Here is a 15,300-nt window from a genome sequence, read left to right as displayed (position 1 = left end):
GGACTACAGGTGAGGTCGTTGCTACTACACGTGTCATAGAGTAGGATCGCGGCGTCAACGGCGAAGCACCGGGTCCACCATGGCAAGATGCATCGTGAGGCACTCGCTCATCATCGTCGTCAGTGCGATGTGCATTGCGAGCGCGAAAGCGCATCACGCACCGACCGAGTACGACTTTCAGCAGGTCGTCGAGATGGAGGGCACGCTCGTCGAAGTGAGTTGGCGGAATCCGCATGTGCGGATCCGCATGCGGACGGGCACCGATGCGACCGGCCAGCCAGTCATCGTCGATATCGAAGGCAGCGCCTTGAGCGTGATGCGACGAACGAACGCGACGGCTCAAGGACTCCACGTCGGCGACAAGGTGCGGGTAGCCGGTCATCCCTCGCGACGGGGTCCGGGGCGTCTGCTTGGCTTGAATCTGCTGCAGGCCGATGGGAGGGAGCTTCTATTCGAGCCCGGGGGAGTGCCCCGCTGGACCACGGCACCGCTCGGATCAGAGACGAACTGGTTCGATCAACGCAACCTGGAGTCCTCCAGGTCGGGGATTTTTCGAGTCTGGAGTTCACGGTTCGATGAGTTCCTGGCCTGGAATCCTGAACAACCGCCGCTCACGGACGCCGCTCGCCGCAAGGCGGCCGCGTGGGATCCCGTGAACGACTCCGTCACCCAGGGCTGCTCGCCGGTCGGCATGCCTACGATCATGGACAATCCGTATCCGTTCGAATTCGTGCGCCAGGCAGGCACGATCCTGCTGAAGATGGAGATCTATGACGCTGTCCGGGTCATCCATACGGGCGATACACGGCGAGAGTCGCTGCAAAAAGGTCTGCTCGGGCGCTCGATCGGGCATTGGGAGGGCGACACTCTCGTCGTCGCCACCGATGGCATTACGTGGGCCCATTTCGATCACCAGGGCACGCCGTTGAGTCCTGCAACGTCCATCGTCGAACGCTTCACCCCCGCGGCCGACGGATCCCGCTTGCAGTACACGATGATCGTCACCGACCCGGTGAACTTCACGCGGCCGATGGAGCTCACCAAGTCATGGATGGCACGAGCCAATGAATCCGTGAAGCCCTACGAGTGCCTTGAGCGCTAGGCGTCACGCGCTCAGGACTGGGCGCCTTGCGGTCACGGCTTTGAAATGGCGCGCCCGGAGAGATTCGAACTCCCGACCCTCTGGTTCGAAGAAAGAAGAATAGTTTCCTCGATTGTCCCATGGTTGTCTGCCGCTGCCAGATCCGAGCGAAGTCCTGCCGTGGGCCGCTTTCATTTGCGTGGGCGGCTCGCGGCAGGCGACCTTCAGCGCGGCGCTAGTCGAAGTTATAAACTTCGGTGATGGGACCGATCCTGCTCCTCGACAAGTCTTCTTTACACCGTCTCAGTCACGCGGAGCTGAGTCGGGTTGGCATGCACTATATGGTCGTTGCTCCGCCGGTGCTCTTCTTCGAGTTGCTGGGGGATCTGTCGAAGTATGAGGCCGAGCGCGCGGACGGCGTGGTCGCGACACTTTCGCGCAACCTGCATGTGGCTCATCCGAGGGTGTGCTCGGATGCGCGTGACTGCGCCTTGGCCAGCCTGATGGGTCATCCGGTCCCAATGGAAGGTCGCATTCCCATGCCCGGTGGCATTCGTGTCCCGGATCCGACCGGGGGGTACGGTATCGTTTTCGACCATCCCCCGGAACTCGACGCAGTTCTCCGATGGCACGTCCGGCGGTTCACAGACGATGAGCGGGCTCAGTCGCTGCACTATCGAGAGTCGATCAAGTCGCTCGATATGGAAGCTTTTCAGAAGCAACTGCGGAAACTTCACCCGAATCTCTCGGGTCTGAAATCGATTCGCGACGTGGTGCAGTTCGTCGATACGATGCTCGCGCAGCCGACGTATCAGCGGTTGTTCGTCTCGCTCGCGAGTTTGGAAGCGAAGGTGCCCGCGCGGCTCCGAGCCGCAATCATGTTGCGCTGGGATCGGGAACGAGTAGGCACGCTACAACAGTTCGCGCCGTACGCTCATCACTTCTTGCGGGTCAGCATGACCTTCTACATCGGCCTGCAGGTCGGCGCGATCACAACGCGAAAGACGAACTGGATTGACCTCGAGTACTTGCGATATCTGCCCTTTTGCCACGCCTTCTCCACCGGTGATCAATTGCAGCTGGATGTCGCTTCCGAAATGCTGCGACTCAAACAGGAAGTCGTACCGGCCGATGTGCTGAAGGCAGATATGGCGCGATTGGCTGAATGGTGGCAATCCCTGTCCGAAGAGGAACGCGTGTGTCACCGTCACGATTACGGATCGCAGCCGCCGCCGTCAATCGACTCCCACGCGGCGACGGTCTGGCAGAAAAATTTCGGACCTCCGAAGAGAAATACTAAGCCGAAGATGACCGACGAAGAGCGGAAGGCTTTGTACGAGGAGTTCCGGCCACGCTTCGAGGCGATGCAGAAGGCGCTTCAGGAGCACCGTCGCCACAGGAAGTGAACCGGCGTCCGTGCGATCTGAACTTCGCACGCGGTCCCTTAAATCTGCGGAAGGTCCGCCATCGTGATGAGTGTCCCCGGTGAGCCGGCAGCGTGCTCTCCGAGCTTTCGGATAACACGCCGTACCGCTTCCTCCAGCCATTGCTTCTCAGCGGGAGACAGATCCTGGAATTGCCCCGGGTTGTTCGCTTTCCTTGCGGTCGCCTCATCCCCCTTCGTCGAACTCAGGTGACCCATCGTGTCTAGGATCTTGCGTTCGATCTGAAATATCTGCGAAGCGAGTGCTCTCCCACCAGCGGCGGTCTGAAGCAGTGTCAGAACGAAGTAAGCCATGGACTGAAGCGGTTCGTTTCCAGCCCGGTACCGCAACCACCTTCGGTAGGCAGCCGTTACGTCTGTCGTGGCGCTGAAGGCTGTGGGCGGGTTTGGGTATTCGCTGCATGTGAGGCGTACAACTGCGCTGCTGCCGATCATCACCATCGACGCCCCTTCGAGGCTACAAACAATAGAACCACCCGGCTCAGGTGGCGCGCGGTCCACGACTTCAACGCGCTCGAATTCGAAGCGAACCATTCCGAAGTTCGAGTTGAGATCGGTGCTGATCTCCCACGCGCTAAGAAATGGATCAATCGCCGCGCGCGCCTCGTTCGCGCTGGCGAAGTGTTCCACTGGAATCACTCGAAGATAGCCATCCGACAGCGTGAACTCTCCGAGGTGATTGGAGAAGTTAATCGGCCTTGGATTGTTGTACGAGATCGTTTCCGCAGATCCGACCTTGTAATGAATGGCTTCGACGTGAGGGTCGCGCATTGCGTGCCTTTCAGTAACTAGCTATCACCGCGTGAAGGACCAGAGAACGCCGTGATATGCATTCACCAACGCGAACCCAAAAAGAACGTAACCAGAAATGCCAACGGCGATTGCTGTGTAGCGCAGCCAGTCACCCCAGGTGGTGTAACGATTCTTTTCACCCTCATCAGCCGCCGCATAACACGCCTGGCTGAAGTAGCGAAATGCAAAGCCAACTGCCCCGCAAAGCACACCGATGCCGAACTGCAGGAGTGGCAGAGCGAGGTACCGTGCAAGCAGATCGCCACCGGACCTAGTTGCGAGATTGCTCATGACGCCCATTAAGGCAATTACGGCTCCCCCGTTGATCACTAGCAGCGTTTGCAGCCCAGTCTTGCCGGTTTCGAGCACCGCTCGAAACATCTCGATACTCTGTTCGTTCGCAGCGGCGTACTGCGCCAGCAGCCCTTCGTGTTCTCGTTTGCGATGCTCGTTGGAATTGGCTGCGTCCTTCTGAAGTGCGTCGAGGTAAGCCGCCAGTGCCACCACCTGCACCTGCGTCATGCCTTTCGCTTCAAGCTGTGCGACTTGGCGCCTGAAGGCGTCGATTATTTCTTGCGCTTCCATGTGTCTATGCACCTGTGGCTACCGAACTGTGCCTCTCACGTCGGCGTCGACTAACGGTCGATGGCCAATCGGATGACGGTACCCACCTGAAGGCTACCTCGGATCCAACTCAGCAAAAATTTTGTAGCTTATTGATTTATATGGCGCGCCCGGAGAGATTCGAACTCCCGACCCTCTGGTTCGAAGCCAGATGCTCTATCCAACTGAGCTACGGGCGCGTGTACTGAGAAGCTGAAGAATAGCGCATGGGCAACGGCGGCCCGCGCGGGCGCGCATTGTACTGAACCTCCCCGGAAAAGTGTCCGCCAAAAGTGTCCGCTGCCTGTCCGGCCACCCGCCCGGACACCCGGACGGCCGCTTCCCCGGCCACCCCAGAACCGCGCTTTTCCCGCGGAATTTCCCCATTTTTCGCTCCTGGCACAGCCCGTGCAACGTAGGTAGGCAAGCGACACCCGGACAGGTGCGCGGGAGCAGGATCATGAAGACAGCGGCAATCCAGTTTACGGCCCGGTTATCGGCAATGACCGTCAGTGCGGGGGCGCTCGCCGTCCTGTTGATGGCGCCTCCGGCTCGCTCGGTCGATAGGGATACGACGATCGAGCAGCAGCAGATCGCGCACCTGGAAACGCTGATGACCCGGCACGACGTCCGCAACGCGCTCGACCTGCCGCGCGATGCCGAGGAAGCCTGTGCGACGACTCACCAGGAGCGTGGCTGATGATTTCCGCACTTCCCACCGGCGATCGCGAGAAGGTCACGCGCATTCGCGACACCTCGGCGCAGGACCGGCCTGTCGACCAGGAGCCGCTGCAGCGCAAGCGCCGGTATCAGTTCATTGCCGCGGGCGTCGGCGGACTGCTGGTCCTCATCATCCTCGTGCTGCTGGTCAGGAACTGGCTGGGCGCCGAGGTCTCGATTCCCCTCGATCGTGTGCGAATTGCTGAAGTGACTCGCGGACAGTTCACGCGCGACGTCTCGGCTCAGGGCACCGTCGTTGCGGCCGTCAGCCCGACGCTGTTCGCGGTTGCACCGGGCACGGTCCATTACATCGTGCAGGCCGGTGACACAGTGAAGAAGGGCGAGCCGCTCGCGCAGATCGACAGCCCGGAGCTCAAAAATGAGCTCGAACGCGAGCAGGCAACGCTGGCCAGTCTCGAAGTGGCGGTCCAGCGCCAGAGCATCGACACGCGTCGCCAGCTGCTGACCAATCAGCAGACGATTGACCTCGCGAACGTCGAGATTCAGGCAGCGCAGCGCGAGCAGCGTCGTGCCGAGGATTCCTGGAGCAAGCATCTCATCAGCGAGCGCGACTATGAGAAAGCGCGTGACGAGGCCGCTGCCGCCGCCGTCAATCACAAGCACTCGGTCGAGAACGCGGAGCTGCAGAAAGAAAGCCTGCAGTTCGAGCTGAGCGCACGTCGTCTCGAACGCGATCGTCAGCGCCTGGTCGTCAAGGAGCTGCAGCGCCGCGTCGGCGATCTCGAAATCAAATCGCCGGTTGACGGCATCGTCGGAACGCTCGCGGTGAATGAACGCGCAGCGGTCGCACAGAACGCCGCCGTCATCACGGTCGTGGATCTCACCGCGTTCGAAGTCGAGTTCCAGGTGCCGGAAACCTACGCCGACGACCTGAAGCTCGGGATGGACGCGGAAGTCGTCTACTCGACGCAGAAATTCGCAGCGCTGGTGAGCGCGGTGTCCCCCGAAGTGCGAAGCGGCCAGGTCACCGGCCGGCTGCGTTTCTCCGGCGAAGTCCCGCGCGGCCTGCGTCAGAACCAGCGCTTGTCCACCCGCATCGTGCTCGAACAGCGCGACGGCGTCCTGAAGGTCGCCCGCGGCCCGTTCCTCGACACCAGCGGCGGCCGCGTCGCCTACGTCGTGCAGGATGACATCGCCACCCGCGCCACGATCCGCACGGGCAGCACGAGCGTCAACGAAGTGGAGATCCTCGAAGGGCTCAGCCCCGGCGACCGGATCATCATTTCGAACCTCGGCGAGTTCGAACGTGCCGCAACGGTCAGATTGACGGACTGAAGCGGTTGGCGGTTGGCGGTTAGCGGTTAGTCAGAACCGGAAAGTCGCCAACCCACGCCCAGTCCCAGTGAATGCTGTTCTTTTTTCTGAACCAACCGCTAACCGCTAACCGTCAAGCGCTTCGAGGTCCTTATGCTTCACATGCAGAACATCAGCAAAGTCTTCCGAACGGAACTCATCGAGACGCATGCGCTGCGGGACTTCAACCTGCATGTGAAGGAAGGGGAGTTCGTGGCCGTGACGGGGCCGTCGGGTTCGGGCAAGACGACGTTCCTCAACATCGCGGGGCTGCTGGAGACCTTCAACAGCGGCACGTATCAGCTCGATGGCCAGGATGTGAGCCGGCTTTCCGATGACGATCGCTCGCGCATCCGCAACCAGAAGATCGGTTTCATCTTCCAGAGCTTCAACCTGATTCCGGACCTCGATCTGTTCGACAACGTCGATGTGCCGCTGCGCTACCGCGGATTCAATGCGGCCGAGCGCAAGAAGCGCATCACCGAATCGCTCGAGCTCGTCGGCCTGGCTTCGCGCATGAAGCACATTCCCGCGCAGCTTTCGGGCGGTCAGCAGCAGCGCGTGGCGATTGCTCGTGCACTCGCGGGTACGCCGCGCTTTCTGCTGGCGGACGAACCGACCGGTAACCTCGATTCGCTGATGGCACGGCAGGTCGTCGACCTGCTCGAAGACATCAACCGTCGCGGCACGACGATCGTGATGGTTACGCACGATCCTGAGCTCGCGCGCCGTGCGCATCGCAACGTTCACGTGATGGACGGTCAGGTCACGGACCTGCAGCCGTTCGCGGCGAAGCCGCTGATCCGCCCGGAAGCCGTGGCGGCCGGAGTCTGAGGGGGTTCAGGAACGCGAAGGTCAGGCGGCCATCGGCTGCGAACGATGGCCTCCTGCCTTCGCGGGAATGAACGAAGTCGACACTTACACCTGAAGTCACTCTCTCATGTTCAACTATTACGTTCGCCTAGCCCTCAAGAGCCTGCGCCGCACGCCGGTCGTTGCCGCGCTGATGATCGGCGCCATCGCGCTCGGTGTCGGCGTGTGCATCACGACGCTGACGGTCTATCGCCTGATGTCGGGCAATCCGATCGAGCATCGCAACGACGTGTTGCGCGCGGTCACGCTCGACAACTGGGATCCGAATCAGCCATGGGACGATCGCCGCCCGGAGCTGCCTCCGTATGAACTGACGTATCGCGATGCGATGGCGCTGTTCGAGTCGGACATTCCGTCGCGACAGGTGATGATGCGCAAGGGGCCGTTCGTCGTCGAAAGCGACCCGGCACTCGGCGTGAAGCCGTTCCTCGTCGAAGCACGTCTCACGACCAAGGACTTCTTCTCGATCTTCGACGTGCCGTTCGAATACGGCGGCGGCTGGGATGCGGCAGCGGATCAGGGTGCGCAGCGCGTCGTCGTGCTGTCGAAGGAAACGAACGACAAGATCTTCGGCGGCCAGGACAGCGTCGGCAAGAACGTCCGCCTCGATGGCAAGGACTACAACGTCATCGGCGTTCTGGCCGAGTGGACGCCGACACCGAAGTTCTACGATCTGAACAACGGTTCGTTCGACGGCATCGAGGAAGCGTTCGTCCCCTTCAACATCGGCCAGATCGATCAGGTCCAGCCGGGCGGCAACGTGAACTGCTGGCGCACGCAGCCGCTGAACTCGTTCCAGGACTTCCTCGAGAGCGACTGCGTGTGGATCCAGTACTGGGTCGAGCTGAAGGGGCGCGACAAGGTCGAGGCCTACCAGAGCTTCATCGACAGCTACGTGCAGGAACAGAAGAAGCTCGGTCGTTTCGAGCGTCCGCTCAACAACAAGCTGCGTACACCGGAAGAGTGGCTCGAGATCAATCGCGTCGTCGCGAGCGACAACAGCGTCCTCGTCGGTCTCTCGTTCATGTTCCTTGCGGTTTGCCTGCTGAACATGATCGGACTGCTGCTCGCCAAGTTCCTGGGTTCGGCACCGCTCGTCGGATTGCGGCGCGCTCTCGGTGCCACGCGCCAGACGATATTCAATCAGCATCTCGTGGAAGTCGGCGTCATCGGCATCGCCGGCGGCGTTCTCGGCATCGGCCTCGCTGGCCTCGGATTGCTGGGCGTCCGTCAGCTCTACGAGAACTACGACACGCTCACGCGGCTCGACGTCACGATGTCGTTGACCGCGCTCGTGATCGCGATCGCCTCCGGAGTGCTCGCGGGGCTGTACCCGACGTGGCGGGTGTGCCGGGTGCAGCCGGCCGCGTATTTGAAGACACAGTGAAGCAAGCCGGCTAGTCGCGAGCTACGAGCGGCTGGCCAGATCAGGACACGTACGAATCGGTAACTTCTGGCTCATTGCTCACAGCTCACAGCTTTCGAGGTTCTCCCATGGAATTCCGTCCCATCCTCAGCGCCATGCTCCGCAACAAGACCGGCGTCTTTCTCGTCGGCTTGCAGATCGCGCTGACCCTGGCCGTCGTCGCGAACGCGGTGTTCATCATCATGCAGCGCGTGGAGAAGATCGGCCGGCCGCCGGGCATCGATTCGGCCAACCTGATCTTTGCGCAAAGCTACGGATTCGGGCCGAACTACGACCATCGCGACACCGTGCGGCGCGACGTCGACATGCTGCGCGCGATACCGGGCGTGGTCGCCGTCACTGCGCTCAATGGAATCCCGATGTCGGGCGGGGGGCGGCAGAGCGGCTACACGATCGAGCCGCCGACGCCGCAGCCCAATCCGACGACGAGCAATATCTACTTCGTGGATGAACACGGCGTGGACGCGCTCGGCGTCAAGCTCATCGAAGGTCGCGCATTCACGGAAGCGGAGATCCAGTACAACGAGAATCCGACCAACTCGGACTTCGCTCCGTCCGTGATCATCACGCAGGCTGTCGCGCAACAGATGTTCGGCGACGGCCCCGCGCTCGGCAAACCCATCTACGACAATCTCGGTCAATCGGCGATCGTCATCGGCGTGATCGAGAACATGCTCGGTGCATGGGTAGGGTTCGATCAGCCGTCGAACGTGATGCTGCAGCCGCGCCTGTCGAACGGCCCGACGATCCGCTATGCCATCCGCACGGAGCCGGGGCGTCGCGACCAGCTCGTGCCCGAGGTCGAGAAAAAACTGGCGGAATCGAATCTGAATCGCGCCGTGACCTGGGTGCGCCCGCACACGTACTGGGTGGAGCGCAGCTATCGCGCCGACAGCCGCATGGTTGCATTCCTGAGCGTCATCGTTTCGCTGATGGTGCTCGTCACCGCACTCGGTATCGTTGGCCTGGCGAGCTTCCACGTCAGCGTGCGCACGAAGCAGATCGGCACGCGCCGTGCGGTCGGTGCGCGCCGCATCGACATCATCCGGTACTTCATGATCGAGAACTGGCTGCTGACGACCGGCGGCGTTGCTTTGGGGTTGGTGCTGGCCTTCGCGTTCGGTCACTGGCTCAGCAGCACTTACTCGCTGCCGCGCCTGGAGCCGCTCTATCCCGTTGCAGGGGTGGTGTTGCTGTGGATCCTCGGCCAGATCGCCGTATTCGTTCCGGCCCGCCGGGCCGCAGCGATTCCACCTGCGATCGCCACCCGAACCGTGTGAATGAACGCGCGGGCGTGTAAGGTGTGACGCCGCTATGTCTACCATTCTCATCATCGACGACAACGACGCAGTACGGACTGCGCTCGAGGTGCTGCTCTCGCTGCAGGGTCATCGCATCCTGACGGCGAACGGGCCGGCCGAAGGAATGCGCGCTCTTGTTTCGCACGAGGTCGATCTCGTTCTCCAGGACATGAATTTCCGCAAGGAAGCGACATCGGGCGAAGAAGGTGTCGCGCTGTTTCGCGCGATCCGCGAACGACACCCGACGCTTCCGATCGTTCTGCTGACGGCATGGACGCATCTGGAAACCGCCGTCGAGCTCGTGAAGGCGGGTGCCGCGGACTATCTCGCAAAGCCCTGGGACGATGCCCGGCTGCTGACGACTGTCCGCAACCTGCTCGAACTGCGACAGCTGTCGGTGGAGAAGGAGCGAGCCGTTCGGAAGCGTGCGGAATCCAGAGCCGCGCTGACTGCGCGATTCGATCTGTGCGGGCTCGTCTTCGAAAGTGACGCGATGCGTGATCTGGTCACCAAGGCCACGCACGTCGCACCGGCCGAAGTGCCCGTGCTCATCACGGGGCCCAACGGGTCCGGAAAGGAAATCATCGCGGCGATCATCCAGGCGAATTCGTCGGTCCGCAGCGGTCCCTTCGTGAAGGTCAACGTCGGCGCTCTCCCGAAAGATCTGATGGAAGCCGAGCTGTTCGGCGCTGAGGCGGGTGCCTTCACTGGCGCGACCAAGGTGCGGCAAGGCCGGTTCGAAGCGGCTGACGGCGGCACACTCTTTCTCGACGAGATCGGCAACCTGTCGCTCGAAGGCCAGGCGAAGCTGCTGCGCGTGTTGCAGACTGGCGAATTCGAACGCCTTGGCAGCAGCGTGACTCGCCGTGTCAAAGTCCGGGTGGTCAGTGCGACCAACGCGGATCTTCGGGCTGGAATCGCGGACGGACGGTTCCGTGAGGACTTGTTCTATCGACTGAACGTCATCGAACTTCGAGTGCCGCCGCTGGCGGAGCGGACGGATGACGTATTGCCTCTCGCGCGGCACTTCCTGGAAGGCGGCCGGCCGCTCAGTCAGTCCGCCGAGCGTGCGCTGCTGTCCCACAACTGGCCAGGCAATGTGCGTGAGCTGCTCAACACGATCCGTCGGTCGTCGCTGCTGTCGACCGGGTCGGAAATCACGGCGGCGGACCTCGGACTCGTCACACAAAGCCCCGTCTTCGAGCCCGAGCCGGAACGCGAACCGGATCGTGCCGAGATCGAGCAGGCGCTGGCGCGTGCACGTGGCGTGATCGCTCGTGCGGCCCGCGACCTGGGTCTGAGCCGGCAGGCGCTGTACCGGCGCATGGAGAAACTGGGGCTGAAGGAAGCGACGGGCAGGGCGGAGGAAGGAGAGGGCGACTAGAAGCCACTCCGTCATTCCCGCGAAAGCGGGAATGACGGAGGGCCGCTATGATGGCCCCAACGTCCTGACCTCGTCGGTGTCTCCGCCCTCCATGCAGTTCTCTCTCGAAGGCAGATTCGCACTCCTGTTCGTAGTCCTGGCCACCGCGGTGCTGGCGGCCTTCACCGTAATGTTCATGTGGCTCGGATCCCTATGGATCGCTGCCGGCGTCGCGCTCCTCATCGGCGCGCCCCTGAGCATGTTCGCTGCCCGCCTGCTCACCTATCCCATCACGCGAACGGTGCAGGCGATCAGCGATGGCATCGTCAGCATGAGGGATCGCGATTTCAGCGTGAGCATCACGCCCCCGGCGCACGGCGAGCTCACGGACCTGGTCGAGAGTTACAACGGCCTTGGCGCCTTGCTCCGTTCGGAGCGCCAGGGTCTGTACCAGCGCGAGCTCCTGCTCGACACGGTAATCCAGGCGACGCCGCTGTCGATGGTGCTTACCAACGCTGCCGACCGCGTCGTCTACAGCAACGTCGCTGCGCGCCAGACCTTCCTCGGCGGTCGCAAGCTCGAAGGGTTGTCGTTTACCGAACTGCTGACGTCGGCGCCCGAGCCGCTGCGGCAGGCTGTCGCCAGCGAGGGTGACACCCTGTTCACCATCGATAACGACGGCGAATCCGAGATCTATCACCTGTCGAAGCGCGGCTTCCTGCTCAACAGCCAGATGCATCGCCTGTTCCTGTTGAAGCAGCTGACGCGCGAACTGTCGCGACAGGAAGTCGAGACCTGGAAGAAAGTGATCCGGGTCATTGCCCACGAGCTCAACAATTCGCTCGCACCGATTTCGTCGCTCGCCCATTCCGGACGGCAGCTCGCGGTACGCCCGGAGCCGGCCCAGCTCGAACGTGTGTTCCGCACCATCGAAGAGCGGGCGAAGCACCTGCACTCGTTCATCGACGGCTATGCACGCTTCGCGAAGTTGCCCCGCCCCCGACCGGAGGAAGTGGATTGGTCCGCGTTCCTGCGCTCCCTGCAGGACACCTCGCACTTTCGCCTCGGTGCTCCGCCGCCGGCCCGGACAGCGGTGTTCGATCCGACCCAGATGGAACAGGTCCTCATCAATCTCGTGAAGAACGCGAAGGAGGCGGGCGCACCGCCCGAGAGCATCGACGTCGAGGTCCAGGAGCATGCGGGCGGCTGGCGCGTGCAGGTGCTGGACCGTGGGACCGGCATGACCGACGAGGTGTTACGCGGCGCGTTGTTGCCGTTCTATTCAACCAAACCCTCTGGCGCGGGGCTGGGTCTGACAATTTGTCGGGAAGTTGTCGAGGCGCATGGCGGTCGCCTCTCGCTCGCGAATCGGCCCGATGGAGGGCTGGTCGTGACGCTCTGGATCCCGACGATCGAGCAGACTGAGGGAAAAGATTAAGCCGACTGCCGGAGGTCTTTACACAAACGCGACAATCCGGGTTCGGCCCGCGATTGCAGTGATCGAATGTCCTGACTGACAATACAGCCAAACAATTATTCCTCAGCTGTTTGTCATGGCCGCCAGCGCCGAAAACGCCGAAACCGTCGATACCCTGGGAGTGACCGGTCAGTGGAACCTGGTCGCACTCACGAAGTTTCGTGCGCCTCGCGTTCGCCGCGATGTGCTGACGCGCACGGCGTTGCTCGATCGGCTGTCACGATCGATCGACGAGAATCCAGTCACGCTCGTCTGTGCGCCTGGCGGTTCCGGCAAGACGACGTTGCTCGCGCAGTGGGTGTCCGATCCGCCGCCCGAGACCACGACGCTGTGGCTGACGATCGACTCGGACGACAACGACACGAATCGATTGTTCTCCGCGCTGATCCAGGCCCTCGAACCTCTCGAGCTCACATGGGACGTCGATCCGCATTCGCTCGTCGACAGCGTGGCGGGATCGCGTCCGCAGATGCGCGCCGCGCTCGCGGCATTGGTGAATGCGCTGTGCACGAGTGTCGCAAGGCGCATCGTGCTGGTGCTCGACGACCTGCATCGCATCGAGAAGACTGAAAGCTACGAACTGCTCGATTCGCTGATCGAGCGTCTGCCGGATCACGTCACGATCGTGATCGGCACGCGCGTCGAACCGCCGCTGTCGCTCGCGCGATGGCGCGCCTACGGCGAATTGGGTTCGTTCACGCCCGCTGACCTGCAGTTCACGCCGGAGGATGCGACCGCACTCGCGCTGGCGAAGTTCGGTAACACCCTCGACGCAAGCGCCGTGCAGGAAGCGATGCAGCGCACTCAAGGATGGGCGGCGGGATTGCTGCTGATGCTGCAATCGCGCGCTGGTGCCGCGGCCGCCGGTGCTTTGTCGAAGGGGGACAGCGCGGACTCGAATCGGCATCTCTTCGCGTATCTCGCGCAGGAAGTGCTGGACGAACTGCCCGCGGACCTCCAGGACTTCGTTCTGCGCAGCTCGATCCTCATCGAACTGAGCCCGCATCTTTGCTCGGTCCTTACGGGGCGCACCGACGCGCGGCAGGTGCTGGAATCGCTGTATCGGCGCAACCTGTTCCTCACGGCGATCGACGAGATGACGCCGGTGCTGCGTTTCCACGATCTGTTCCGCGAGTTCCTCGAAGCCGAGCTCGCGCGACGCAATCCGGATCTGAAGCGCGAACTGCACGAGCTGACCGCGAAGGTCGAGCGCACGCGATCACGTGCGATCTACCACCTGCTGGTAGCGCGACGATGGGACGAGGCGATGGAGCGTATCGCCGAGGCCGCGAACGAGCGGCTCGCTCATGGCGGCCTCGCGACCGTCGAACGCTGGATCGACGCGATCCCCGAAGACGTCCGCGCAGGCAACCCGGTGATTTCGTACCTGCGCGGCACGTGCGCCTGGTTCCGCTGGGATTGGCCGCGGGCGAGAAAGGAACTGACGCCCGCCGTGGAAGGGCTCACGGCACCGGAACACACTTCGGAACGCGTCACGGCGGTATTTCATCTCATTGACGCGCTGAACTCATCGGGTGCTCGCGAGGAAGCCCGCCATCGCATCGAGCAGGCCGCAGCGCTGCCGCTCGATACGCTGGGTAAGGCCGAGCTTGCCTTGCAGCAGGCCTGGTGCGCGACGCCTGCGGGCGATCTTGGCGCGGTGGCGAACTACAAGCGCCAGTACATCGAACTGGTCGAGGCCGAGCCCGCGACCATCTGTGCCGCGACTGCCGATCGCATCCACTGCGTGCTCATCGGCATGCCGGGCATCGCTGGCGTTTTCGAGCGTTTCTTCACGGCGTTCAAGCAGATTCGCGGCACGGCCTCGCTGCCCTGGCATATCTCTGCGCTGACGATCGGTGCGTGGGCACACCTGTGGCGCGGCCGTCGCGCCGAGTTGCTCGAAGCGCTTTCGCAGGCCGAAATCGTGCAGCATCAGTTTGGTGGCGTCAGGCTCGCGATCGAGCGGCTGGGGCAGATCCGCTCGATCACCGACATGGTGCTCGGTGACTACGAGCGCGCGATCGAAAAGATGCACATGCACATCAAAGGACTGCAGATCGCCGAGCTGGTCGGTCACAGCGTCGTGTGGCTGCGTGCCTATCGCCATGCCCTCGGTCGCGCGTGCTGGGTGCGAGGTGACGTCGCCGCATTCCGCCAGGTGCTGCCTTACCTGACGGCGGCACCGATGCCAGGTGAATGGCCATTCACCGCCAGTGCCGCAGCCACGGTGCGTGGGCTCGATGCGATGTTCGACAAGGATTGGCGCCGGGCAGAAGTCGCGCTGCGCGAAGCACTCACGACATACGATCAATGCCGCATGCCGATGATCTACTCGGACGCGCGCATCAATCTTGCGTATGCCGTGGCGATGCAGGGCCGCAAGGCCGAGGCCTGGTCGATCTTCGAGCCGGCCTATGACGAAGTGATTCGCGAGACCGCCGTCGGACTGCTGCTCGTCGAGTCGCGCGCCGTGGTCGATGCGTTGCTCGATCTCGTTCCGCCTGTGCAGAAGCGCTCACCGGAGCATGCCGTGCTCATCGAGACGCTCGGCCGCTGGAACGATTCACCGACGCTCGAGCCGACGGAAAAGAAGGGCCTGCTGGCGATACTTTCAGAGCGCGAACTGGAAGTGCTTGCGGAAGTAGCCGCTGGCGCGAGCAACAAGCACATCGCGCGTTCCCTGTCCCTGAGCCTTCATACCGTCAAGCGGCACATCGCCAACATCCTGGACAAGCTGGACTGCGACTCTCGCGGCCAGGCGGCGGATCTGTTCCGGCGTCACACGTGACGCGTGGTGTCTGAGGAGAAGAGAAGATCTCCCCTTCCGAAATGAGCGCATCCGCGGCTTGCATGAGCCTGATTTCCCCGTGGTTCCCCGTGGAAAATCCTCATCTTGCTCTTCG

Annotated in this window: 12 protein-coding genes and 1 tRNA gene; 10 read left to right on the top strand and 3 right to left on the bottom strand. The window is 62.5% G+C overall.

The window, feature by feature from the left end:
• Positions 1–79 precede the first annotated feature (79 nt).
• Both HNQ60_RS24550 and HNQ60_RS24545 read left to right on the top strand, forming a co-directional pair.
• On the top strand, positions 80–1,102 hold the full coding sequence (locus tag HNQ60_RS24550) for a DUF6152 family protein (protein ID WP_184335417.1): 1,023 nt from the start codon (positions 80–82) through the stop codon (positions 1,100–1,102).
• Between the two features lie 311 nt (positions 1,103–1,413).
• Positions 1,414–2,487 (top strand): hypothetical protein, encoded by a 1,074-nt coding sequence (locus HNQ60_RS24545; RefSeq protein WP_184335416.1) that lies wholly within the window; start codon positions 1,414–1,416, stop codon positions 2,485–2,487.
• Between the two features lie 38 nt (positions 2,488–2,525).
• Here the strand turns inward: HNQ60_RS24545 and HNQ60_RS24540 are convergent, their stop codons facing one another.
• From HNQ60_RS24540 to HNQ60_RS24530, 3 genes are all read right to left on the bottom strand, one after another.
• A complete protein-coding gene (locus HNQ60_RS24540) occupies positions 2,526–3,296 on the bottom strand; it encodes a hypothetical protein (protein WP_184335415.1) in 771 nt (256 codons plus the stop codon).
• A 24-nt stretch (positions 3,297–3,320) separates the two neighbouring features.
• Entirely contained in the window at positions 3,321–3,902 is a 582-nt protein-coding gene (locus HNQ60_RS24535; RefSeq protein WP_184335414.1) for a hypothetical protein, read from the bottom strand.
• A gap of 141 nt (positions 3,903–4,043) precedes the next feature.
• Positions 4,044–4,120: transfer RNA gene (locus HNQ60_RS24530), tRNA-Arg, on the bottom strand.
• 260 nt (positions 4,121–4,380) lie between these two features.
• Between HNQ60_RS24530 and HNQ60_RS24525 the strand changes: the two genes are divergently transcribed.
• The 8 genes from HNQ60_RS24525 (at position 4,381) to HNQ60_RS24490 (ending at position 15,185) form a co-directional block, all read left to right on the top strand.
• Complete coding sequence (locus HNQ60_RS24525; protein ID WP_184335413.1) at positions 4,381–4,620, top strand: hypothetical protein; 240 nt, start codon at positions 4,381–4,383, stop codon at positions 4,618–4,620.
• On the top strand, positions 4,620–5,936 hold the full coding sequence (locus HNQ60_RS24520; RefSeq protein ID WP_184335412.1) for an efflux RND transporter periplasmic adaptor subunit: 1,317 nt from the start codon (positions 4,620–4,622) through the stop codon (positions 5,934–5,936). Before HNQ60_RS24525 ends, HNQ60_RS24520 begins: the two co-directional genes overlap by 1 nt.
• Before the next feature lie 132 nt (positions 5,937–6,068).
• The gene (locus HNQ60_RS24515; protein ID WP_184335411.1) at positions 6,069–6,788 is read left to right on the top strand and encodes an ABC transporter ATP-binding protein; all 720 of its coding nucleotides are present in this window, start codon (positions 6,069–6,071) and stop codon (positions 6,786–6,788) included.
• 106 nt (positions 6,789–6,894) lie between these two features.
• Entirely contained in the window at positions 6,895–8,214 is a 1,320-nt protein-coding gene (locus HNQ60_RS24510) for an ABC transporter permease (protein ID WP_184335410.1), read from the top strand.
• Positions 8,215–8,321: 107 nt separating this feature from the next.
• On the top strand, positions 8,322–9,533 hold the full coding sequence (locus HNQ60_RS24505) for an ABC transporter permease (RefSeq protein WP_184335409.1): 1,212 nt from the start codon (positions 8,322–8,324) through the stop codon (positions 9,531–9,533).
• Between the two features lie 34 nt (positions 9,534–9,567).
• Positions 9,568–10,938: a sigma-54-dependent transcriptional regulator gene (locus tag HNQ60_RS24500; protein WP_184335408.1), complete on the top strand. Its 1,371-nt coding sequence runs from the start codon at positions 9,568–9,570 to the stop codon at positions 10,936–10,938.
• 91 nt (positions 10,939–11,029) lie between these two features.
• On the top strand, positions 11,030–12,355 hold the full coding sequence (locus tag HNQ60_RS24495; RefSeq protein ID WP_246433840.1) for a sensor histidine kinase: 1,326 nt from the start codon (positions 11,030–11,032) through the stop codon (positions 12,353–12,355).
• Positions 12,356–12,470: 115 nt separating this feature from the next.
• Complete coding sequence (locus HNQ60_RS24490) at positions 12,471–15,185, top strand: helix-turn-helix transcriptional regulator (protein ID WP_184335407.1); 2,715 nt, start codon at positions 12,471–12,473, stop codon at positions 15,183–15,185.
• Positions 15,186–15,300: the final 115 nt, after the last annotated feature.

This window comes from Povalibacter uvarum (genome assembly GCF_014202975.1).
GTDB lineage: Bacteria > Pseudomonadota > Gammaproteobacteria > Steroidobacterales > Steroidobacteraceae > Steroidobacter > Steroidobacter uvarum.
This window is presented reverse-complemented; position numbering and strand designations above follow the sequence as displayed.